Here is a 24,723-nt window from a genome sequence, read left to right on the forward strand (position 1 = left end):
ATTTATATCTAATGATTTTTAACTTTAAAATTATTTAATTATGCTCATCTCTAATTAGATATAATTTCTAATATATTATTTAACACAATTTTTCATATCTATTATATTATTATCTGCATAACAATCCTATGTAGATATTATACAAATTAATTCTTGAAGCCATAATTTAAAATCCTTCTTAGTAAAAATCTTTTTACTAAGAAGGATTAAGCAGATGTTATTATTTAGGTATATTATAAGTCTTATATGACTATAAACACACAACTACTATTTAAAAACAAGGGTATCTTCATATATATCTTCATTTACCTTCCATTTGAGAATTAATTCGCATTTATCACCTGATGTCAACTTATTTCCAAAGACTGCAAAACTAAATACTATTTTCGGTCTTCCACCAAATGTAAGTTTTTCTAAAAAAGAAGGTATGTAATTAACACTTTTATCAAATTCATTATTATCCTTATATCCAGTGTATAATTTTCCATTTACCATAAATATAGTGGATGCTTTTGTTACATTATTCTTTCCTCTATAGTATAGATATCCACTCCATGTTCCTTTTGGGTCTTGGAATTCTCTTCTATAATAAGCTTCCCATTCCCCATCTTTACTTTTTACATGAATTGATTGACTTTTCATATATAAAACTATAGAAAATATAATACTGAATAATATACCTATACCAATTAACGTCTTTTCTCTCTTCATCGAAAAATCTCCCTATTATATTATAAAATATTAATGTTCTATATATAACTTACATTGATCCCTCTAATATTCTAGTACCTTATTATACGATATTGATTGTCACCTTTAGCCTCAGATAACGGATAATTTGAACGGTCATTGGTATGTCCTGAATATAATAGATTTCCCTTAGTTCCTCATCTTATGTTATACAAAATCAATAAATGACAAATGAATATTCCCAAGTAATTTTTATCAACCCTAATCTACATAATATCTTAATTCTTGTAAACAATTAAAAAAATAACTACAACATTTTTTAACGAATTTTAATAAAGAAAATTCCATTTACAGTTTGTATATTTGATTATATCCTAAGTATTACATAACAAGTATATGTTTTTCATTTAGTAAAGCTATCGCTGATTCTTTCGTTACATCATTTTTAACTTTATCATATAACTATGGATTAAGCGTATTAAGTTTGTGATATATTAATTCCTATAATTAATATATTTGTTTCTTCATATATCAACCTTTCAACTTATCTGCCCATCAATGTAATATCTTTAATTTGAGATTTATGTTTATCTTTCGTTGACAGAATAATACAAACCGAATTATCTCTCATATCATAACAATATACATTTTCAAATCCATCACAATCTATTCCAATGAAATAAACTCTATTCTCAATAGGATCTAAACATATATCTTCAATATCATTACTTATTTCATTAAGAGCTATTTCTATCAATTCCTTTGTCTTTAAATCAATAAATTTAAGCTGAACTTTTTGCTCATCATAAAATTCTTTAATCTTTATAAGGGCCATATAATTATTTTTTGAAAACTCATAAACTTCTCCATGAGGCAAAAACAAAATATCCTCATTTTTACTTTTCATGTAATCCCTAGATATAATATCATCACTAAGATAAACTATGTCTTTCCTATTTTTAAATCCTTCTTCAAACTCAGAGATAATACGTGCAGAAAACTTATAAGCTTGTAAATTTAAAAATTCGTCCTCCTTATTTCTATTTTCTTTTCCGAGTTCAAACTCATTAGCTAATTTATCCTCATTTTTATCAAAAAATACAGTATATATCTTTTTAGTCACTAGATTATACCATATTTTATATGCTCTTATATTATGTTCATATTTATGATAATAATCTATCTCTTTTGTAGCCTTATTTATGCATATTGGCTGAAATTCAGGTTCACACACTCCTTCTTGATCTGGCTCATATATCCGTTTCCCAATTAGATAAATATAATCTTTAGTTGATACTATATTCTGGATATCTTGAAGAGTACTGGTCAATTGAGTTATTATCTTATTTTTTAAATTATATGAAAATAGTTGTTCTCCACTATCAACTTCCTTAGAAAAATACAGCATATTATCTGATAAATCCATTATTCCATTAGAATGTTCTGCTGTTTCAACTACCTTTTCAATTTCTTTTCTTTCTATGTCATACATGAAATACTCTGTCTTTATATCTCCATTCTCATTTTCATAAGTCCGTGCTATGGAAATATAGGGTGTTTTCAGCTGTATATCTTCTTTTAAGCTTATTATGCTATTATTACATCCACAAAAGGTTATTAAGCAAATAAAAACCAAAATATATAAATATCTTTTCATATCTAGTTCTCCTTGAAATTAACATTGAGTTTAAATCATAATACATTTATCTTCCTACCATGGTAATATTATTGATTGCAGATTCATATTTCTCATGAGGACCTAAAATAATATTAATGAAGTCATTATCCATATCATAACAATATACATTTTTTAAGCCCTCAGAATCCAATCCAATAAAGTACATCTTATTTCCATACGGATCTAAACAGCTATATGTTATACCTTTTGGTGTAACTTTTAAATTTGTTTCATCAACTGTTTTTGTATTCAAATTAACAAACTCATATTTAATATCCCCTACAGTATAATATTTTGAAGTAGAAATGAGAGCTATATCTTTACTTCTTGAAAATGTAAACATTGCTTTATCGCAAATATTGAAGATATCTCTTTCATTTTTTAATCCTGGATCAAACTCTTTGACAATATGTTCTGCCGGACTATACATTGTAGAATCTTTAGGATTTTTACCAGCTTCATATGCTCGTGACATATGGTTCTCATTATTATTAAGAAATGTAATATATATTTTTTGATTCCAAGGATTATATGAAATATGCTGTGCTTTTGTATGATGATCATATTTTCTATAGTACCCCATAATATTAGTACTTTTGTCTATATACATAGCTTGTATATCAGGTCTAGATTCTCCTTCTACATCCTGCTCAATTAATCGTGCTGCAACAAGATGAATATGATCCTTAGTAGGAATGATATAATTAATAGCCCAAAGATTGTTGGTCAACTGAGTGATTTTCTTAGTTTTTATATCATATGAAAACAATTGATCTCCCGAACCAGTCTTATTTGAATAATATAACTTATTGTCATACAAATCTACTATACCTATGGGATGTTGGGAGTTGTAAGGTGTTTCAGCAATCTTTTCAATTTTTTTATCTTTTATATCATATATAAAATATTCTGAGAACATACTTTCAGTTTCATCCATATATGTACGGGTTATTGAAAGATAAGGCTTTTCAATAACATTTTTCTTACTATCCCCTCCTTGAATAATTGCTTGTATTTTTTCACAGCCTGAAACCATGATTATATTTAAAATAATTAATAATATGAAATATCTTTTCATGCATAATTTCCTCCAAGTTTTAAAGAGATAAAAATACTAAAGAATAACCCTTAGCATTTTTATCTCTAATAAATTAATCTTCTATTTAGAACTCATACCAATATCTTGCGGAAAACCTACAATTTCTATAATCACTTTCATCCCAGCCATTAGTATTGATACCCAATAAAGGAAGCCCCTTCCACCAGATATCTATAACAGCATTTGTTAAACTTCCGATATCCCATTTTTCAAAATCTTCTCTTATATCGTTATCAAAATTTCTTACCCCAATAATAGTTCCACAAATAGCATTATCGTAATTTCTGTTAGTAGCACAATCGCCTGCCACTAATGTATGATTTTTTTGACCAAGATTACTGTTTCCATTACTTTTATAAGTAAAATTAGTTCCATATCCCGTTCCAGTAACACTGCTATCTGTTATAACAAGCTTATTGGCTTTGGTTGAATCAGGATAGTAATGTGTCCCTTTTTTTACGGTACCATAAGAAATAGAACTGGCTCTAGTCTCTGCTAATATAGAATTACCTTTAATAGATGCTGCTCGAATTATATTAAGAAATTCTCCCTTAGCATCGTAAATTATCTCATCTCCCGGATATGCAACAAGGTCGAACTCATAGCTATATGTTGGAAGTAATCTTGCTTCCTCTTTTACCAATTCAAATATAGAATCTTCTTCATAATTTTTAGACTGAGCATTAGTTATTGATTTTAATAGAGTATCTCTTGTAGATATATCCTTAGGAACATAAATATACAACAACTCCATTTCCCCATCTTCTGTACATAAATAAGTTGCATTCGGCTCCGCATTAAATGGGACTTTTATTTCTATTGCATTAGGTGTAGCATATGACGAACCAACGGACGTAATGCAAAGGAAAAAAATAACCAAGATAACATAAAAACCATTTTTCATTATAAACTACCTCCTTTAAGATAATTAGTTAGATACTTTTCTTTTAATGGAAATATGTTATATTCCCATTGGAATCACCCCCAATTCTATATTGGATGTCATTATCTTTTATCAATAATTAAATATCTTTATAGCTGAAAATCTGTATTTATATATCTTGATTTATCATATATACTATGTGCTATCTTTTATTTCATATTTTTATATCTCACTTCTAAGTTCATACGAGCTCTTAATTTGTATCAACTTAATATCTATCTTAGTACAATATGGTAAATCTAAATTCATGAATATTTTTACCAGTCCTTGTTTACATAATATACCAAATCCTATGGACAATCAAATAAATAATTACGACATTTTTCAACAGAACCTAGTAAATAAAATATCGTTTACCCGTATAATTCATAAATTTCACAACAATATAAAAATCCTTCTTAGTAAAAATCCCTTTACTAAGAAGGATTAAGCAAATGTTATTTAGACATCTTTAAATCCTTACAATTTATCTAATAGTAAGTTCATTACTCTTTTTTTCTAATATACCTTTTCCAAAAGGGCTATATCCTTGTATTGATAAATTGCTTCAATAACTTCTTCCATTGCTTTATCTATGATTTTATCCTTATGGTATACAATACTAAAATTTCTTTCCCATTTAAATTCTGGATTATTAATTAAATATATCATCCCATTTCTTATTTCTTCTTCCACTAAGCGAATAGAAAGAACTCCTAAACATTGATGCTCCATTATTGCATTTTTCATAGTCCCTGGACAATTAGTCTCCCAACGAGTTTTTATAGTAATGCAATTATCCATTAAATATTCTTCAAACAATCTTCTTGTTCCACTCCCCCTTTCCCTCATAACAAAATCCATATCTTGTAAATCCCATGGATTGATCTCTTCTTTTTTGCAGAAAACATGCTCATTGCTACAAACAAGAACTAAGTAATCATCTACTGCTGGAATACAAATTAAATTGGGATTAGTAATTTTTCCTTCTACTAAAGCAATGTCCAATTCCGATTTTAATAGTCTTTCTTCGATAGTGCTTGTATTATTTACATAGGCATAGGGGTCAATATTAGGACTATTTTCCTTAATTCTAAGTATGATATCAGAGAGAAGACAGTTTCCTATAGTTATAGTTGCGCCAATATATATTTTAGTAATTCCATTTATAGAAAACATTCTTTCTTCTAAATCATCATATTGTTTTACTACCTTTCTAGCATAGGAAAGTAATCTTTCTCCTTCTGGGGTTATATGTAATCTTTTGCATAATCGTTGAAATAGAAGAACATTATAATGCTCCTCAAGTTCTCTAATAGTCTGACTTACAGTAGGTTGAGAAATAAAAAGTCTTTCTGCTGCAACACTCATCTTTCCGCTATCAGCAACTTCAATAAATATTCTTAAATGTCTTATTGTCATAGCCACTCACCCTTTATTTATTATAAATCAAAACATCTATAGGTTTTACCTATGATTATGATTAGATAATATCACTTTATTAATAGTTAAACAAGTGATATTATAGTAACATAGGGATCGTTAAAAATAATACAAAGGAGTGAAGAATATGAAAGTCCTTATCATTGGCGGAGTAGCTGCTGGAACTAAAGTAGCTGCAAAATTAAAACGTGAAAATCAAGATATAGAGGTTACAATATTAACTGAAAGTAAAGATATCTCTTATGCAGGCTGTGGTCTACCTTATTATGTAGGTAATGTTATTCCTAATAGAGATGAATTGATCGTCAATACTCCAAAAAGCTTTATGGCATTAACTGGTGCAAATGTACTTACAGAAATTAAAGTGACTAAGGTGAATCCTAAGGAAAATACTGTAGAAGCTTTAGACTTAAAAACAAATAGGACTAATACATATGAATATGATAATTTAGTCATTGCTTCTGGTGCCCAACCAATAAAACCTCCTCTAGAAGGTGTAGATTTAGATGGTGTGTTCTTTATGAGAACTCCAGATGATGCGATTTCATTAAGAGATACTATTGAAGCAGGTAAAATCAAACGTGCTGTAGTAGTTGGTGGCGGATTTATAGGACTTGAAGTAGCGGAAAACTTAGCACTTCAGGGAATTAATTCCACTGTAATAGATATGGCAGACATGGTGCCACCAGGATTTGAACCTGAATTTACTGAGTATATTGCAGATCATTTAGCTGAACATGGAATTATGATCTTTACTGGTACAAAATTAGAAGCAATTATAGGTGAAGATAAGGTTGAAAAAATTAAAACTGATAAACGTACTATGAAGGCAGATGCTGTTATTCTTTCCATAGGCATTCGTGCTAATACAGGATTCTTATCCGATACTGATATTGAGTTAATGCCAAATAGAACTATAAAAGTCAATAGAAATTTCCAAACTAATTATAAAAATATTTATGCCGTTGGTGACTGTGCTACTGTAACTAATAAAATAACTGGTAAGCCTGCTTGGTCTGCAATGGGATCTACTGCTAATATTGCTGGTCGTATTTTAGCTAAAAATATTAATGGTGAATCATTCAATTATGGTGGAGTTCTTGGAACGGCAGTTGCTAAATTACCTAATCTTAATATTGGTAGAACAGGACTTACAGAAACTGCTGCTAAAGAAGCTGGTTATGATGTAATTAGCGTTGTAACTGTTGTAGATGATAAAGCTCACTACTATCCAGACGCTTCATTCTTCATAGTTAAAATCTTAGCTGATAAAAACACTAAAAAACTATTAGGCTTACAGGTTTTAGGAAAAGGTGCTGTAGATAAGATAGTAGATATTGCTGTAACTGCAATTACTATGGGAGCTACTTTAGAAGATATTGAAAATATGGATTTAGCATATGCTCCTCCATTTTCAACTGCAATCCATCCTTTCACACATACTGTAAATGTCCTACTAAATAAGATAAATGGTAATCTCAATACTATTACTCCTTATGATTTTGCAAATGGTAAGGCAGAAGGATATAAGATAATTGATGCATCTATTGTTCCATCTCTAAAAGGTGTTCCTTATGTGGATCTTTCCAAGGTAAACGGAGAATTACTAGAGTATAAAAAAGACGAAAAATTATTATTAGTTTGTTCCAAAGGTAAAAGAGCCTATATGTTACAAAATCGTTTGAAACATTTCGGCTATGCTAATACTTTGGTTCTTGAAGGCGGCGCAATATTAAATAAAATATAATATAAAATTTAGGAGGTAAATGAATATGGCGAGTTTAACAATTAGTCCAGAAAATCAAAAAAAAGTAAAAGCATTAGGTTTCCTTGCTAATAAAGGCACAGATAATTTTTCCGGTAGAATAATTACTGTAAATGGGAAAATCACCACTGCACAAAATAAGTGTATTTCAGAAGCTGCAGAGCTTTTTGGAAATGGTACTGTAACTTTTACATCAAGATTAACAATAGAATGTCCTGGAATTCCTTATGATAAAATTGAAGACTTTAGGGCTTATCTTGCAAAAGAGGGTCTACAAACAGGTGGTACTGGTTCTAAAGTCCGTCCAGTTGTTTCTTGTAAAGGTACAACTTGCCAATATGGTTTAATTGATACTTTTGATTTATCTGAAAAAATTCATGAAATATTCTTCAATGGTTATTCTAATGTAAAATTGCCACATAAATTTAAAATCGGTGTAGGCGGATGTCCAAATAACTGTATGAAGCCTAGTCTAAATGATTTAGGAATAGTAGGACAACGAATACCTAATTATGATAATGAATTGTGCAACGGTTGTAGAGTATGTGGAGTAGAAAATATTTGTCCCGTTCATGCAGCTAAAGTTACAGACGGTGTTTTAAAAATTGATGAGGAAATATGCAATAACTGTGGACGTTGTATTGGTGCCTGTCATTTTGATGCTATACCAGATGGTCAAGTAGGATATAAGGTATATATAGGTGGTAGATGGGGCAAACTTGTTAATCATGGAATTCCTTTAAATAAGATATTTACTTCTGAAGAAGAAGTTATGGATATAATTGAAAAAACTATACTTTTCTTTAGGGAACAAGGTGAAACTGGAGAGCGTTTATCTCAAACCATAGAAAGAATTGGCTTCGAAAATGTTGAAGCTCAGCTATTATCTGACAATCTTTTAGAAAGAAAAGAAGAAATCTTAAATGCTGACCTTCACTTAGTTGGTGGAGCTACTTGTTAGTTAAATAAAGGAATTATCTAAAAGGAGGATTTATAAATCCTTCTTTTGGATAATAATTATTTTTTAAATTTATTCGTCTTTTTTTTAACATTGTTTGACATAATTTTTACATTATTTTTTGAGGGGGAGAAAAATGAATAGTAAAAAACTCTTTGGTATTGTCCTTTGTATTGTAATTGCTATTTTAGCCACCTTTATAGGTGGAATGCAAAATATAGTTGGTGCTCCAATGATTGGATTATTCATAGGTATGCTTATATTAAATATCATGCCGTCTATAGATAAAGACCTTAAATCTGGTACATCTTATGCTGGAAAGAAGTTCTTAAAATGGGGGATTGTCTTAGCTGGTGCAACTCTTAATTTTAAACAGGTATTGGGTTATGGCGCTAAGGCGTTACCATTACTTCTTTTCAACATTTGCCTATCATTTACTGTAGCTTATTTTGTGGGTAAAAAATTGGAACTATCAACTAATACTTGTACATTAGTTGGTGGTGGCAGTTGTATTTGTGGGGGGACTGCAATTGCAACTTTGGCTTCAATTATTAAGGCTAAGGAAACTGAAATTGCGTATGCTATGACTGCTATATTTTTATTTGATATCTTAGCTGCTTTACTTTATCCTTATTTAGCTGGATTCATGGGATTGACTCCTAACCAATTTGGATTTTTGGCGGGTGCAGCTATAAATGATACTTCCAGTGTTGCTGCAGCTGAAGCTACTTACAATGTTTTAAATAATCTTGATTCAAGTTTAGCGATTACTATAAAGCTTGCAAGAACTAGTTTACTAATTCTTGTTTCCATTGTCACTACAATTGTAACTGTAAAAAATGAATCTAAAGCAAATAAAGATAGTGGAGAACAAATATCTATAGGTCAAACTGTTATGAAGGTTTTCCCATGGTTTATAGTTGTTTTTCTAGGAATGGCTATATTAAATACCTTAGGAATATTTAACGTAATTCCAGGGGCTTCAAAATTCTTTAAAACTGGTTATAAATTCTTAATAACAACGGCCTTAGCTGGTGTTGGATTTAAAATTCACTTTAAGGACCTTTTTACTAAAGGAACTAAGCCTATTATTCTTGGCGGCTGTACTTGGGCCACAGTTGCTATATCATCCTTATTGTTTATCACAATCTTCTCTAATTATGTAGGATAATTTCAAAAGACCTAGGAACATGTCCTAGGTCTTTTTTTGATTTATTTAATTGCTTTTAATGCCTCATAATTGGCCTTTATAGTATATTCTAACTCTTCATCTGTATGTGCTGCAGACAAAAACATACATTCAAATTGAGCTGGCGGAAGCATTATTCCTCTATTTAGCATTTCTTTAAAATATTTTGCATAAAGATCAGTATCACATTTCCCAACATCATCATAATTATTAAATGGCCCTTCTCCAAAGAATAGAGTAAGCATATTTTTAAACCTAACTATGGTAGCATTTATACCTGTTTTTTTAATATTCTCATCAATACCTTTTTCCAACTTTATAGCCATTTCTTCCATCTTATGGTATATACCTTTATCCCTTTGCAATAACTTTAAATTCTTATATCCAATATGCATAGCTAGTGGATTTCCTGAAAGGGTTCCTGCTTGATATACTCCTCCAAGAGGAGATACCATTTCCATTATCTCTTTTTTCCCGCCATATGCTCCTACTGGAAATCCTCCCCCTATTATCTTACCAAAACAAGCCATATCAGGCTCTATTTTATATACCTCACTAGCTCCACCATATGCAATTCTAAAACCAGTAATTACTTCATCAAATATAAGTACTGAGTCAAATTTCTCTGTTATTTCTCTAAGTCCCTTTAAAAATTCTATTTTAGCTGGAACCAACCCCATATTTCCAGCTACCGGCTCTACAATTACAGCTGCTATATCTTTTCCATACTTCTCAAATGTTTCCTCTAAATCTTCTAAATCATTATATCTGCATACTATGGTATTTTTCACAATTTCTTCTGGTACTCCTAAACTTGTAGGAACTCCATAGGTTATAGTTCCAGATCCAGATTTTACAAGGAGAGAATCATTATGTCCATGATAGCATCCTTCAAATTTCACTATTTTATTTCTGCCAGTATATCCTCTAGCAACTCTTATTGCACTCATAGTAGCTTCAGTACCTGAATTAACCATTCTTATCATATCAATAGCTGGATAGGATTCTACCATTAGCCTAGCCATGTCTACTTCAATTTTTGTAGGTAATCCAAAGCTTAATCCATCTTTTATTATATCCTCTATTCCTTCCATAAGTTCTTCATTTGAATGACCTAAGATAGCTGGTCCCCATGAGCCTATATAATCTATATAGGTATTACCATCTTCATCCTCTATTTTGCTTTTATAACCCTTTGTAATAAAAACTGGTCCTGTATTTACAGATTTAAAAGCTCTAACAGGGCTATTTACTCCTCCTGGAATATATTTAATTCCCTCTTCATATATCTTTTTAGATTTTTCGAAATTCAATTTCATAACCCCCTTCAATTCTATTTAAGAGATTTTGCCACATCCTTAGCAAAATATGAAATAATAATATCTGCACCTGCTCTTTTTATTGAAATTAGTACCTCCATTATTATTTCTTCTCCCACAATTCCATTTTCTATTGCGTTTTTTATCATAGAATACTCTCCACTTACATTATAAGCTGCAATTGGCATATTAAAATTGTCCTTAACCCTTCTTATTATATCAAGATAGGAAAGGGCAGGTTTTACCATTACAATATCTGCCCCTTCTTCTATATCATACATTACCTCCCTTATGGCTTCATTAGAATTTGCAGAATCCATTTGATAAGATTTTCTATCTCCCCATTGAGGTGCCGAATCTGCAGCCTCTCTAAATGGACCATAAAAAGCAGAGGAATACTTTGCACTATATGCCATTATTGGCACCATTTCAAATCCATTTTCATCTAATATCTTTCTTATATATCCAACCCTTCCATCCATCATATCTGAAGGGGCTACCATATCTGCTCCTGCTTCTACGTGACTAAGGGCAATTTTCCCTAGATATAATAAGGTTTCATCATTATTTACATCTCCATTATCCATTACTATTCCACAATGTCCATGGGATGTATATTCACACATACATATATCCGTTACTATATAAATTTCAGGGAATTTATTTTTAATCTCTTTTATTGCTCTTTGAATAATACCTTGATTTGAATAGGCTTCAGAACCTATTTTGTCCTTATGTTCAGGTATACCAAATAATATTATGGATTTTATACCTAAATCTATAACTTCTTTTATTTCCTCTAAGACTTTATCTATGGAAAAATGATAAACTCCCTTCATGGAGGAAATTTCTTTTTTTATATTTTCACCTTCTACTATAAATAATGGATATATAAAATCATCCACCGATAATTTAGTTTCCCTAACCATATCCCTAATGAAAGGGTTTCTTCTCAATCTTCTAGTTCTGTTCATTATCTTTTCTCCTTCATAAGTAATTCTAACACCCCATCTACTGTATAGCTTTCAGCTTGTTTATATACAGTAAATCCTCTCTCCTCTATGGTCTTAGTAGTAATTGGTCCTATGGATATTATCTTTCCTTTATCCAAAACCCATCTATTATCTTCTAGTATTTCAATAAAACTCGTAAATGTTGATGAAGATGTAAATAGCAAATAATATGAGTCTAAATCCTTTATGGAATTTATTATTTCTTCCTTACTTTCCTCACTTTTAAAGGTATCATAGATTTTTATCTCATCTACTAAGGATACTTTAGATAGTTCTTCTACTAATTCCTTTCTGCCAATTTTTGCCCTTGTAATTAGCACTTTATCATCTTTAGTCAATACCTTTTTTAATTTATCAACTAAACCTTCCCCTACAAATTCTTCTGGAATAAAATCCACATTTATACCATATTTTCTAATGGCATTTGCTGTTTTATCTCCTACAGCTGCAATTTTTATTCCAGCCATATTTCTTATATCTTCCCCAAGTCCGAAAAATCTCTTAAAAAAAATATCAACTCCCCTAGCACTGGTGAATACCATATATGAATATCTTTTAATATTTCTAATTGCTTCATTTAATTCTTCATTAGGAGTTATTTCCTCTATTTTTATAGTAGGGAATGATATAACATTTCCACCTAAATCTTCTATTTTCCTTACTGTATCCATTGCATGGCTCTTTTCTCTAGTAACTACTATGTTTCTTCCTAATAATGGCTTTCTTTCATAAAAATTTAACTTCTCCCTTAATCTTACCACATCTCCTATTACTATCAAACTTGGTGGTTTTATCTCTTCCTTTAGTGCCTTCTCATATATGTTAGAAAGATTGCCCTCCACTACTTGCTGCATAGGAGTCGTTCCCCAATTTACAATGGCTACAGGAGTTTCCTTATCTTTACCATGTTTTAATAAATTTTCCGTTATTTCCTTTAAATTTGAAACACCCATTAAGAAAACCAAGGTACCTTTTAAAGCTCCTAGGGACTTCCAGTCTAATTCATCATTTTTGTCCTTTAGATGTCCAGTAATTACATGAAAAGATGTAGCTATTCCCCTATGAGTAATGGGAATTCCTGCATAAGCAAGACCAGCAATAGCAGATGTAACACCTGGAACTACCTCAAAATCTATTCCTCTATCATAAAGATACTCTGCCTCTTCTCCGCCTCGCCCGAAAACATAGGGGTCCCCCCCTTTAAGCCTTACAACTATATGTCCTTTATTGGCTTCTTGAAATATTATTTCGTTTATTTCAGCCTGTGTTTTAGTATGATTACTAGAGGCTTTTCCCACATAAATTAATTTGCACTTTTCTTTAAGGCCTTCTAATAGTCTAGGACTAGCTAGTCTGTCATATACTACTACATCAGCTTCCTTCAGATACGTTGACCCCTTCAATGTTATCAAACCTGCGTCTCCCGGACCCGCACCTATTAAATATACCTTTCCCTTCATTACCTATTCATCTCCTTAACCATATCCTTGGCTAATTTATATCCTATTTCTTCTATGGAATCTAGATTTCCTTCCATAGTCCTTCTTATCAAAATTTCTCCATTTACTGTCCCTAAAAGCCCCTCTAGATATATCTTGTCGCCTATAATATCACAGTATGCTCCTACTGGTATATGGCAGCTTCCGCCTACTCCCTTTAAAAATGCCCTTTCAACTATTTTTTGAACTTCCGTTTTTCTATGGGAAATACATTCCAAAATATTATCAATCCTATTATCATTTTCCCTAATTTCAATTGCTAATATCCCTTGTGTAGGTGATGGTAATACTATATCCTTATCTAGATAGGCTACTCTTTCTCCTAAATCTAAACCTAATCTATTGATTCCCGCAGCAGCTAATATCACTCCATCTAGATTTTCTTCTTCTATTTTCCTTATTCTGGTTTCTATATTCCCTCTTATACCAATTACCTCCAGATCTGGTCGATATTGTAGTATCTGATATTTTCTTCTCTTACTGCCTGTCCCTATTTTTCCCCCAAAAGGTATATCATTTATACTATTTAGCCCTTCCCTTAGGATTAGTACATCCCTATAATCTTCTCTCTCTGGTGAAAAAGATAATTTTAATCCCTCTGGAAGTTCCCCTGGCATATCCTTCATACTATGTACAGCCATATCTATACTGCCATCCAATAATTCCTTTTCTATTTCCTTGGTAAATATCTCCTTTCCACCTATTTTATCAATAGGAAGATCCTTTACTACATCTCCTTTTGTCTTTATTATTTTTAACTCATATTCAATATTTGGATAAGCATTTTTTATACTATCTATAACCATATTTGTTTGTGTCAAAGCTAATTTACTACCCCTCGTACCTACTATTATTTTCATATCAGCATTTCTCCTTATGTAATTTAGTCCTTTAACTTCATTAACAAATCCTTTAGCTCATCTATGTTTAAGTTCAAAGCATGGTCCATTATTTCCTTTTTTTCTTCCCTATACTTATCTAAAATTAAATATCTTATTTCTTCTAGAGTATCTAAATACTCTTTATTGAATTTCTTGTAAGTATCTTCCATATCCATTCTTATTTTCTTACTTAAATAGGGAAAACTTCCCATTGTAGAAATAGAAATCGTTAAGGTATCGTTATTTATAATTGAAGGAGTTATAAAATCGGAATCTTCTTTACTATCAACAATATTGACCAGTACATTCAACTTATTACAATCTTTTGAAATCTGCTTATTTACTTCCTTAGAAGATGTTGCTCCTATTACTAAAAATGCATTTTCAATATATTTTTCATTATATTCAGCATATATAAAATCTAAATTTTCTTTATATCTTTCTTCTAATTCCTTAAACTTATGGATATTATAAGGACTCAAAACAATTACTTTGCCTCCAAATTCCAAAAATTTTTTTGCTTTTCTATGAGCTACTTCCCCGCCACCAATAACTATAATACGTTTATTACTAATATCTACCATTATTGGATAAAACATATCCCACCTCTAAATTTGAAATAATCTTTTCATTATTTCTATATATTCTTCTGAATTTTCTTCCCCTACTTCTTTTAAAATCTTAATAGGTTCTCTTAAAAATTTCTTTAATGCAGACATAACCATCTTGTCTATTATCTTCTTCTCCCTTTTATCTAATTCTACTTTTCTATTAATATAATCCATAGTTTCTTCTTTGATAGAAAGACATCTTTTATTTAAAGACTCTATAACAGGATCCACATCTAAGGTGCTTATCCAATTAGTATATTTACTAACATCCTCTTTTATTATATCTAAAGCCTCTTCTGAAAGTTCTTTCCTTCTTAATAAATTTTCCTGCGATAACCTTTGTAAATCATCATTATGGTATAAAATTACATTGTCTTCCTCACCAATTCGTGATTCTACATCCCTTGGAAGAGCTAAATCCAATATATATAATTTATTTGGTAGCTTCTCTATATCCTTATAAGTGATAATCGTATGAGGCGCTCCTGTTGCAGTAATTAAAATATCTATATGTTCCAATATATCATATCTACTATCGTACTCTATTGGAATTAATCTATCAAAGTCCCTACATATACCTTTAACCTTTTCGTATGTCCTATTGGTTACATATATCTCATCTAATTCTTCTTCGTAGAGATATTTAATAGCCAACATACCGATTTCTCCGGCCCCAATTATAAGTGCCTTTTTGCCCTTTAATTCACCTATTTCTTTTTTTAAAAGGCCTATCCCAATGTAGCTGGTAGACAATGGTATTTCAGATATCTTTAGTTTATTTCTTATCTTTTTCCCCTCAGCTATGGCATCCATAAATAATCTATTTAATACCTTTTTGCTAAATCCCAAATCCATGGAGAACATCATTGCTTCTTTTATCTGTCCTAATATTTGGTCTTCTCCCAATACCATTGAATCAAGCCCTGCAGATACCATATATAGATGAGTTACAGCATCTTTTCCTTTCTTAACAAAAATATAATCCCCTGCTTGCGAAAACTTAAAGAACTCCTTATAAAATTCCTCAACTTCCTTTATTGATAAATCAATATTATCACTTGCTATATATATTTCACTTCTATTACAGGTAGAAACAATAGTTACTTCTTTTGCAGATTTATCCAATATCTGATCTGATGCTTCTATTTTCATGGACTCAGAAAAGGAAAATCTTTCCCGTACTTCTATTGGTGAATTATTATGATTTATTCCAACTACAGCTACCTCCATCTTTTTCCTCCTATATAAAAACTCTCTTCATCATCTGTTCTAGCAATTCAAATAATAACTAATATATATCCTAATCATATTTCATTATTAAAACTTTGACAAGCTTTTATATAACTATCATAGTTCAATAATTTCAATATCAAATATAGCAAATCTCAATGAATATTATATATATTCAAATTTATATTTATTACATTATATCATTATTTAGATATTTTTCTCAAATCATATTGCCTTCTCAAGTATCCCAACATCTCGAAGTCATCTTACAATTTTATGTAAACTTACCATGTATTGAGGGTTTATTTACCCCTTGCACTAATGATATACTTTTAAAAAATTCAATTTATTACAAATTGATTACAATTTATGAAAGGAGGCAAGTTAAGAAAGTGAAATTTACTCAAATTTTCAAGGAGGAGAAAAATATGTTTACAAAGAAAAGAAAAGTAATTTATTCATTAATCGCTGCTACTTTGTTTAGCTCATCTGCAGCTAGTGCTGCAAGTTTCGAACTTGCAAATCTTAATTGTAACTCAATATTAAACAATTGTATCAAAGAATATATAACAAATTGTAACTATGACTGTAACAAGAATTCAAATACACAACAAAATGCAGCAGATAGTAATTGTTTCAACTTTGATTTGACATCAATTACAAGTAAGCTAGGAAATATTATAAATTTTCCTGCAAACTAAAGATATCCTTTTAAAAAATTCAATTTATGGAAGGGGATCAACTAAGAAAAATTAAATTTATTTAAATTCAAGGAGGACAATACATGTTTACAAAGAAAAGAAAGATAATTTACTCATTAGTAGCAACTACAATATTAAGTTCATCTGCAGCTAGTGCTGCAAGCTTAAACTGCACAAATTTTGATTACAATACACTATTGAATAGTCTTAACAAAGGATATTCTCAAAATTATAACTATAACTGCAATAAAAATTCAAATACACAACAAAACACAACAACTAACAGTTATCCTAAGCTTAATTGGACTGTAATTACTAATAAACCAGGTAAATCAGGAAATGTTATAACAATTCCTAATAAACCAAGTAAACCTACAACACCAACTAAACCTACTACACCAACTAATCCAACAAAACCAAGTAAACCAGAGCCAACAACTCCGGAACCAAGTAAGCCATCTGAAACTGAAACGCCATCAACATCAGGCTTATCAGCAATAGAATCAGAAGTAGTTAGATTAGTAAATATTGAAAGACAAAAAGAAGGTTTACAACCTCTAGTTGCTAGTAGTGAACTATCAAATGTAGCTAGGAAGAAATCTGAAGATATGGCAAAGAATAATTATTTTAGCCATACATCTCCTACTTATGGTTCACCTTTTGATATGATGAAATCCTTTGGCATTAGCTATAAAACTGCAGGAGAAAATATTGCAAAAGGACAAACCTCTGCTCAATCTGTAGTTAATGGATGGATGAATTCCTCTGGACACAGAGCTAACATAATGAACCCTAGCTTCAATAAAATAGGTGTAGGTCATTATCAATCAAGCAATGGAACAAACTATTGGACTCAAATGTTTACAAATTAATTAGAGAATAAAAACATTTTAATATATAGTTTCTTGTGGTATAATAATAATTAGCCTTCTCAAAAGAGAAGGCTAATTATTTTTTATGTAGGTGAGAAAATGTATAAAGAAAACGAAAGAAAAAATTTATTAGGAGAAGAACCCATTGGAAAATTATTAATCAAATTCTCCTTACCTGCAATCACTGGAATGATTGTAAATGCATTATATAATGTAGTAGATAGGATTTTCATAGGAAAAGGTGTAGGGGAGCTTGCCATTGGAGGTATATTTATTAGTTTGCCAATCTCCTTAATCATTATGGCCTTTTCCATGTTAATAGGTATAGGAGGCAATACTTTAGTATCTATTAAACTAGGACAAAACCGCAAAGAAGAAGCAGAGAAAGTTGCTGGTAACTCTTTTATTTTACTAATATTAATATCCTTATGTATTACTGTATTTGGACTTATTTTTCTAAGACCATTATTAAATGTATTTGGTGCATCTGATTCTAATATTCAATATGCCTACGATTACATGAAAATAATATTAATTGGAGCTCCACTTCAAGCAATTGGCTTTGGTATGAATAACTTTATTCGTGGCGAGGGTAGTCCAACTGTTGCCATGAAAACCATGTTAATAGGCGCTATTTCAAATACAATACTTGACCCTATATTTATATTTTCATTTGGCATGGGTGTAGAGGGTGCTGCTCTTGCAACCATCATCTCCCAAGGTTTATCTTCTATATGGGTTATGAGATATTTCTTTAGTGGGAAAAGTATGCTCAATATAAAAAAGGAATATCTGAAATTAAAATTAGATATTGTAAAAAATATAGTTCTAATTGGTCTAGGACCTTTTAGTATGCAATTAGCTGGCAGCGTAGTAACTGTACTATTAAATAATAGTTTAAAAACTTATGGCGGTGATTTAGCTAATTCAAGTATGGCTGTTATAAATAGTGTTACAATGATGATAATGATGCCTATATTTGGAATTAATCAAGGTTCACAGCCAATAATCGGATTTAATTATGGCGCTAAAAAATATAATAGGGTTAAAGCAACGGTGAAGTATGCTATTATGGGCGCTACTGCCATAACAGTATTCGGATTTATATTAACTCAATTATTTCCAGTTCAATTATACCAATTATTTATTCCAAAGGGTGGGAAAATTGGAGAAATCTCTAGGATTGGTGTTCCAGGTATGAGAATATATCTATGTATGTTTCCAATAATAGGAATTCAAGTTGTAAGCTCTAACTATTTCCAAGCAATAGGAAAGCCAAAACAATCTATGTTACTTAGCCTATCAAGACAGGTACTAGTTCTTATTCCTGCCATAATTGTTTTACCAAAGCTTTATGGACTAACTGGAGTTTGGTTAGCTGGGCCTATTTCAGATTTAATAGCTTCCATAATTACTGTATATTGTATAGTTAAAAGCATGAAAAGTCTTGGTAATGATATAATCGAATAAAATTAGGACCTAGTTATTTCTAGGTCCTTTAATTATATCTATAAAGTTTTTTGTCATTCTAGCCGTAAATCCCCAAATAATATAATCCTTATAATGGTAAAACATAACGGAATGTTTTCCTCGTCTCCAATTATATTCTCTTCCTTTAGGTATTAGATTATAAGGAAACTCATCATTTAATACAGTCTGTAAATCCAAATAATAAATATCAGGATTGTTTTCCATAAGAAAATCTAAGGGAACTGTGAATATATGGTCTACTTCATCAGAACTTGGTCTTATGTTATCCACATTTATTCCAGATATTGTGCCCAAAAAACAATGAATAGTAATATTAGCATATGAAACCAAATAGTCTAGTTCTCCAATTATATTTATATTTTCTTCTTTTATATTTAATTCCTCAATAGTTTCCCTTATGGCTGCTTCTTTAAAGCTTTCCATCTCCTCCACTTCTCCCCCAGGAAAAGATATTTCTCCAGGCTGATTATTCAATTTTTTAGATCTAAGCTCATAGATTATTTCCAATCCATTATTGTTTTCAATAATTGGTATAAGTACAGAATAATTTTTCTTTATATCTATAGGTTTGGGAGTTCTATCCTTAACTATATCCTTTATCTTATCTATATCCATTCTGTAACCCCTCTCATATGTAATAAAATATGATTCATTGACTCAAATATATTTATTTAAAAAAAGGAGTCAATATGACTCCTTTTTCCTAAAGTAAATCTTCTCCTTCTTCCCAACCTATTGGGCAAAGTCCACCAGTTTTTAATGCTTTAAGCACCCTTAGTGTTTCATCTACTGATCTTCCTACATTTAAATCATGAATTACTGAATACCTAACTACTCCTTCAGGATCTATGATAAATAATCCCCTTAATGCAACTCCTGTATCTTCTAATAATACACCATAGTCACTAGCTACTTTTTTTGTCATGTCAGAAGCCATTGGGAAATTAATTTTTCCTAAGCTTGAATTGATCCATGCCTTATGTGAGTGTTCACTATCTACAGATACAGACAGTAACTCTGCACCTTCTTTTTTGAAGTCCTCAATTCTCTTACTATATCCTGTAATTTCAGTAGGGCATACAAAAGTAAAATCTAATGGGTAAAAGAACATTACAAGCCATTTACCTTTGTAATCTGATAAACTTACACTACTGAAGTCTGACCCATCTCCTAAGCAAGTATTCATTTTAAAATCTGGTGCTTTTCTTCCTACTATTCTATCCATTTCCTACCTCCATATTTTTATCTTTTATATTTTGTTTATTTATCTGTCATTTTATTTATATCCAAATTAGTACGGGCTAAACATTTAAATGATAATTATTATCATTTAGTTTTTTATTCTCCTTTACTAAATATTATATCTGCTATATCAAGTATAGCCTCATCTTTATTAATAATGGGAAGTATCTCTACTTTTTCTATTAGTTTATCCAATTTACTATTTTCTTCTCTTTCCTTTCTTATTGTTTCATTTTCAACTTCCGATACTAATTCTTCAAAAGTATATATTTTAAATCTTTCTATGTTGAGATTTTCTGACTTTTTCTCCAATAGGTATATTAATAATTCTTCGTATCCGCAATCATCATCAATAGAAATTATAGAACATATCTTTGGAACTATATGCTCTAATAAAGACCTTCTATAGGGGACTTCTGGAAGTTTCAATATTTCTTCCATTTTTCTTACCTCTTCTTCAGATATATTGAGTAAAAATTTAAGATAGTAATCTTGATTTTTTTTAGGTATTATATAGTATCTGCTGCCCTTCAAGCCATTTAACGCCCTTAGTGCATCATAATATCCCAATTCTATATTTGACCTTGCCCTATTATAATCATATTCAAAAGACCTGCCTATACTATCAGAAGGAGATATTATAATGGAGTTTATTCCTTGTAAATCAAGTTTCTTAGTAAACCCCATAGCATGGGTTCTTACTAAAATTAAATCTTTATATCCTTTCTCTACAAGCATTTTAAATGGAAGATTATCATAAAACCCACCATCTAAATATAATTTTCCTCCTATCCTTTCGGATTTAAAAATTGGCAAATAAGCACTAGCCATTAAGTATTCTTTCAACTCTCCTTTTGGAATATCATCTAAAAAAATATATAAAGGCTTAAACGGACTTAAGTTTATGGTAACTATGCCAAAATCCATACCAGTTTTTCTAATCTTTTCCTCATCTATATAATCATCTAATAATTTCTTTAAAGGAGTTATATCAAATCCTTTTGTGCTTATTAGTCCTTTTATTTTATCTCTTAAAAAAGATAAATCTTCTTTTACCAATTTCAATTGTAAAATCTTATCTATTTCATCATCATCTACATCAACTACCATGGAATAAGTAATCTTATTCCATAGATCATAGCATCTATCATAATCATTCTGTACTATCATTGCTCCATTTAAAGCTCCAATTGATGTACCTACAATTCCTTTTATTCTAATTCCTGATTCTCTTAAAGCCTTATAAACTCCTATATGATATGAGCCTTTAGCTCCTCCGCCTTCTAAGACTAAGCCATACATTTCCAACAGCACCTCTTTATTACTATTTTATTTTTATTATTCCATCCTCATTTATAATAGTTTTAAAATCTTTGGAAATTGTATTCATGTATTTAATATTTTCTTTTATTTCATTGCTTTGGACAGGCATAGGTCTCCCCATTATTATTCTGCAAGGTATTATCTGTATACTTTCTATATCCTTACCTATTAAATTAATTTGTCCAATTATAGTATTGGATGTTAGTCCATTTTTAGAACCAAAAACAAAATTGCCCAAACTATAAAATATAGGCTTACCATTATATATCTCAATACCTTGCAATACATGAGGATGATGTCCCATTACAATATCTGCTCCTGCATCTACTAATTTTCTGGCCAAATCTATTTCTGATTTCCTTGGTATATTACTGCGTTCCACTCCCCAGTGTATAGATAATACTAAAACATCCACTTCTTCCTTCATTTCTTTTATTCTATCTACTATTCCTTTTATATGTACATCATAAGCTCCTACAATACCTGATCTCTTATCAGTAGCATACCATTTTACATCAGGTACTACTCTTGAGAAGGACAATACTCCAACCTTAACTCCATTTTTTTCAACTATAATCCCTTCCATTGCTTCTTGTTTATTCTTTCCTCCGCCAACCATTTTTATTTCATATTTATCTAAATAGTTTAATGTATCTAAAAACCCATCATGACCATAGTCCAAGGAATGATTATTGGCTACTGAAACTATATCTATGCCTGCTTCCTTCATTGCTTTTAAATTCTTTGGATCTGATCTAAAATTAAACTTTTTATTAGCCCATTTTGTTCCCTTAGTAGTTATACTAGTTTCCAAATTTCCTATGGTAATATCATCTTCTTGAAAATAATTCTTTACCATCTCCCAAGGATATTCAATACCATTTTTATTTATATGTACTCTCACGCTACCGTCCATCAATATATCTCCCACTAAGGATATGGTTGTTTTTTCTTCTACTTCTATTTGCTCAACCATATTCACTTGCGAACTTGGTATTTCATCATTTTTCACAGGCAATACATTTGAAAAAATAGTTAATACAAAAAACAAGTATAAATTTTTATTCATTAAACCCCTCCATGTCTTCAATTAATAGAATATATTATTTTTAAAATTAAAAACATACATTATATCTTGATTCACCCCATAATAGATAATACTAAAACCTATAATATTGTACCTAGAATTAGCAGATATATGTATAAGGAGTGAATCTTGATATTTATTACCCTTCAATTTTTGAGGTACAGTTTGGACATCTTGTTGCATCTATATGAATTTCCGTCTATAATTACACCAACAGCTAAATCTATTACGTTTCCCTTTATTGCAAATTCTTTAAACTCTTTGAGCATATCCTTCCCTCCTTTAATTTCATTTTAAATATACCCTTAATAATAAAATAAAAACTTTGATTTACAATGAAATACCCTCTATCCAGCAATAGAGGGTATTTCAAATTTTATTATTAAATTATATTTACTATTACACTATCAGCTTGAGAAAGTCCCTCATTACATAAAGTACCTACATTCTCTATGGTCTTCTCAATAGTTGAACCTACTATACCAACGTTTGGCTTTACTATTACATTTTCTAAAGCTAAATAAGCAGATAATACAGCTTCTCCAGCTGAAGTTGATAATTTAAAGGAACAAGTTTCCTTAGCTCCATCACATATCATACCCGTTAAGTTAGAGAAAAGATTATTTGCAGCTCCACTAATTTGTTCATCATTTCCTCCTAGCATCCAAGTAATACCTACAGCCGCACCAACTCCAGCAGCTATGGCGCATCCACACATTGAGGATAATTTTCCTGTATAAAGTTTTATATATTTATTTACTACATGTCCAAAGAATACTGCCTTTAGCAATTTCTCCTCTTCAACATTATTTTCTTCAGCTACAGCTACTATAGGTAATACAACTCCTAATCCTTGATTTCCACTTCCAGCACTAGTCATTATTGGACAATTACCACCGCCCATTCTAATATCGGCAGATGCTGCTGTAAGGATTCTCGCCTTAGTAAATATATCTATTTTGTTCTCTCCCTGTAATTTATTTAGAGTATATCCTAATTTTAATCCCTTATTGAATTTTAGCCCATTATATGCAGCTTCTTTATTCATATTTATTCCATCTTTAATAAATGAAACATCTTCTATAGAAAAACTTTCTATAATCTTTCTTATTTCCTCAAATGTCATCTCTTTTAAAAGATTAAATGAAATATTTTTCTTTTCCTCTAAGATATCACTATATATTATTTCTCCATCTACTTTGATTATTTCTATATGATTGTGACTATCTTTTAGTATTACTTCTACTTTTTTATCATTGGATATTAAATGAATTTCCACATATACATCTGGGCTGCTTTCTAAATATCCCACTGTAATCTTTTCTTCATCTATTAATTTATGAGCTAATTTAACATGCTCTTCATTAATACTTTTAAGTACCATTAGTCCATCATCAGGATTTCCTGCAACTATTCCCAATGCTGCTGCTAATTCAAGTCCCCATTCTTCCGTATTTGGTATCATAACAGACTTTCCGTTCTTAAATATATTCCTGCTTACTAATACTGCCACTTTTTCTATATCAGCATCCATATATTTATTAGCAGTTGCAGCTGCATAGGCTACTGCTACTGGTTCTGTACACCCTATGGCTGGCACTGTCTCTTTCTTTACTATATTCAATAAATACTGTTTCTTATCTTCATTTATCATGAAATTTGCTCCCCTCTTTTGTAAAATATATATAAAATAATCGTTGTAAGATATTA

General features: G+C 30.5%; 23 protein-coding genes. 6 read left to right on the plus strand and 17 right to left on the minus strand.

All coding sequences use genetic code 11. From position 1 onward, the window contains the following. Positions 1-267: 267 nt before the first annotated feature. The 5 genes from ABWP20_RS13695 to ABWP20_RS13715 all read right to left on the minus strand — a co-directional run bounded on the left by ABWP20_RS13695 (position 268) and on the right by ABWP20_RS13715 (position 5,811). Positions 268-711 carry a hypothetical protein gene (locus ABWP20_RS13695; protein WP_353096515.1) on the minus strand — a complete coding sequence of 148 codons (444 nt, stop codon included), beginning with the start codon at positions 709-711 and terminating at the stop codon, positions 268-270. A 523-nt stretch (positions 712-1,234) separates the two neighbouring features. After that, positions 1,235-2,347 (minus strand): hypothetical protein, encoded by a 1,113-nt coding sequence (locus ABWP20_RS13700; protein ID WP_353096516.1) that lies wholly within the window; start codon positions 2,345-2,347, stop codon positions 1,235-1,237. 46 nt (positions 2,348-2,393) lie between these two features. Beyond that, entirely contained in the window at positions 2,394-3,446 is a 1,053-nt protein-coding gene (locus ABWP20_RS13705) for a hypothetical protein (protein ID WP_353096517.1), read from the minus strand. 85 nt (positions 3,447-3,531) lie between these two features. Further along, entirely contained in the window at positions 3,532-4,371 is an 840-nt protein-coding gene (locus ABWP20_RS13710; RefSeq protein ID WP_353096518.1) for a hypothetical protein, read from the minus strand. A 537-nt stretch (positions 4,372-4,908) separates the two neighbouring features. Beyond that, positions 4,909-5,811 (minus strand): LysR family transcriptional regulator, encoded by a 903-nt coding sequence (locus ABWP20_RS13715; RefSeq protein ID WP_353096519.1) that lies wholly within the window; start codon positions 5,809-5,811, stop codon positions 4,909-4,911. A 148-nt stretch (positions 5,812-5,959) separates the two neighbouring features. Here ABWP20_RS13715 and ABWP20_RS13720 point away from each other — a divergent pair, with 148 nt between their 5' ends. From ABWP20_RS13720 to ABWP20_RS13730, 3 genes are all read left to right on the plus strand, one after another. Further along, positions 5,960-7,579 carry an FAD-dependent oxidoreductase gene (locus ABWP20_RS13720; protein WP_353096521.1) on the plus strand — a complete coding sequence of 540 codons (1,620 nt, stop codon included), beginning with the start codon at positions 5,960-5,962 and terminating at the stop codon, positions 7,577-7,579. Between the two features lie 25 nt (positions 7,580-7,604). Next, on the plus strand, positions 7,605-8,558 hold the full coding sequence (locus ABWP20_RS13725) for a ferredoxin-like domain-containing protein (protein WP_353096522.1): 954 nt from the start codon (positions 7,605-7,607) through the stop codon (positions 8,556-8,558). A 133-nt stretch (positions 8,559-8,691) separates the two neighbouring features. Continuing rightward, complete coding sequence (locus ABWP20_RS13730) at positions 8,692-9,726, plus strand: YeiH family protein (RefSeq protein WP_353096523.1); 1,035 nt, start codon at positions 8,692-8,694, stop codon at positions 9,724-9,726. Positions 9,727-9,767: 41 nt separating this feature from the next. Here ABWP20_RS13730 and hemL read toward each other — a convergent pair whose 3' ends face one another. The 6 genes from hemL to hemA are packed head-to-tail and all read right to left on the minus strand — an operon-like array spanning position 9,768 to position 16,297. Further along, positions 9,768-11,063, minus strand: coding sequence for a glutamate-1-semialdehyde 2,1-aminomutase (hemL, locus tag ABWP20_RS13735; RefSeq protein ID WP_353096524.1), 1,296 nt, complete (start codon positions 11,061-11,063; stop codon positions 9,768-9,770). 14 nt (positions 11,064-11,077) lie between these two features. Next, positions 11,078-12,037: a porphobilinogen synthase gene (gene hemB / locus ABWP20_RS13740; RefSeq protein ID WP_353096526.1), complete on the minus strand. Its 960-nt coding sequence runs from the start codon at positions 12,035-12,037 to the stop codon at positions 11,078-11,080. Beyond that, the gene (gene cobA / locus ABWP20_RS13745) at positions 12,037-13,536 is read right to left on the minus strand and encodes a uroporphyrinogen-III C-methyltransferase (protein ID WP_353096528.1); all 1,500 of its coding nucleotides are present in this window, start codon (positions 13,534-13,536) and stop codon (positions 12,037-12,039) included. The genes hemB and cobA overlap by 1 nt, the downstream gene beginning before the upstream one ends. Then, positions 13,536-14,435, minus strand: coding sequence for a hydroxymethylbilane synthase (gene hemC / locus ABWP20_RS13750; protein WP_353096529.1), 900 nt, complete (start codon positions 14,433-14,435; stop codon positions 13,536-13,538). The genes cobA and hemC overlap by 1 nt, the downstream gene beginning before the upstream one ends. 23 nt (positions 14,436-14,458) lie before the next feature. Continuing rightward, positions 14,459-15,055 (minus strand): precorrin-2 dehydrogenase/sirohydrochlorin ferrochelatase family protein, encoded by a 597-nt coding sequence (locus ABWP20_RS13755; protein ID WP_353096530.1) that lies wholly within the window; start codon positions 15,053-15,055, stop codon positions 14,459-14,461. A gap of 9 nt (positions 15,056-15,064) precedes the next feature. Then, positions 15,065-16,297 (minus strand): glutamyl-tRNA reductase, encoded by a 1,233-nt coding sequence (gene hemA / locus ABWP20_RS13760; RefSeq protein WP_353096531.1) that lies wholly within the window; start codon positions 16,295-16,297, stop codon positions 15,065-15,067. Between the two features lie 428 nt (positions 16,298-16,725). Between hemA and ABWP20_RS13765 the strand changes: the two genes are divergently transcribed. The 3 genes from ABWP20_RS13765 to ABWP20_RS13775 all read left to right on the plus strand — a co-directional run bounded on the left by ABWP20_RS13765 (position 16,726) and on the right by ABWP20_RS13775 (position 19,340). Further along, complete coding sequence (locus ABWP20_RS13765) at positions 16,726-16,998, plus strand: hypothetical protein (RefSeq protein WP_353096532.1); 273 nt, start codon at positions 16,726-16,728, stop codon at positions 16,996-16,998. Positions 16,999-17,081: 83 nt separating this feature from the next. Next, positions 17,082-17,870, plus strand: a complete 789-nt coding sequence (locus tag ABWP20_RS13770) for a CAP domain-containing protein (RefSeq protein WP_353096533.1) — start codon at positions 17,082-17,084, stop codon at positions 17,868-17,870. A gap of 99 nt (positions 17,871-17,969) precedes the next feature. Continuing rightward, positions 17,970-19,340, plus strand: a complete 1,371-nt coding sequence (locus ABWP20_RS13775; protein WP_353096535.1) for an MATE family efflux transporter — start codon at positions 17,970-17,972, stop codon at positions 19,338-19,340. Between the two features lie 9 nt (positions 19,341-19,349). Here ABWP20_RS13775 and ABWP20_RS13780 read toward each other — a convergent pair whose 3' ends face one another. The 6 genes from ABWP20_RS13780 to ABWP20_RS13805 form a co-directional block, all read right to left on the minus strand. After that, positions 19,350-19,976 (minus strand): NUDIX hydrolase, encoded by a 627-nt coding sequence (locus ABWP20_RS13780; RefSeq protein ID WP_353096536.1) that lies wholly within the window; start codon positions 19,974-19,976, stop codon positions 19,350-19,352. Between the two features lie 88 nt (positions 19,977-20,064). Then, on the minus strand, positions 20,065-20,586 hold the full coding sequence (locus ABWP20_RS13785) for a peroxiredoxin (protein ID WP_353096538.1): 522 nt from the start codon (positions 20,584-20,586) through the stop codon (positions 20,065-20,067). A gap of 113 nt (positions 20,587-20,699) precedes the next feature. Further along, entirely contained in the window at positions 20,700-21,905 is a 1,206-nt protein-coding gene (locus ABWP20_RS13790; RefSeq protein ID WP_353096559.1) for a patatin-like phospholipase family protein, read from the minus strand. Positions 21,906-21,927: 22 nt separating this feature from the next. Continuing rightward, entirely contained in the window at positions 21,928-22,995 is a 1,068-nt protein-coding gene (locus ABWP20_RS13795; protein WP_353096539.1) for a CapA family protein, read from the minus strand. A 164-nt stretch (positions 22,996-23,159) separates the two neighbouring features. Further along, positions 23,160-23,282, minus strand: coding sequence for an MscL family protein (locus ABWP20_RS13800; protein WP_353096540.1), 123 nt, complete (start codon positions 23,280-23,282; stop codon positions 23,160-23,162). 113 nt (positions 23,283-23,395) lie between these two features. After that, positions 23,396-24,667 carry an L-cysteine desulfidase family protein gene (locus ABWP20_RS13805; protein ID WP_353096542.1) on the minus strand — a complete coding sequence of 424 codons (1,272 nt, stop codon included), beginning with the start codon at positions 24,665-24,667 and terminating at the stop codon, positions 23,396-23,398. Positions 24,668-24,723 lie beyond the last annotated feature (56 nt).

Origin of the sequence: Tissierella praeacuta (assembly GCF_040396155.1) — a bacterium.
In the GTDB taxonomy this organism is placed as follows: Bacteria; Bacillota; Clostridia; order Tissierellales; family Tissierellaceae; genus Tissierella; species Tissierella praeacuta_A.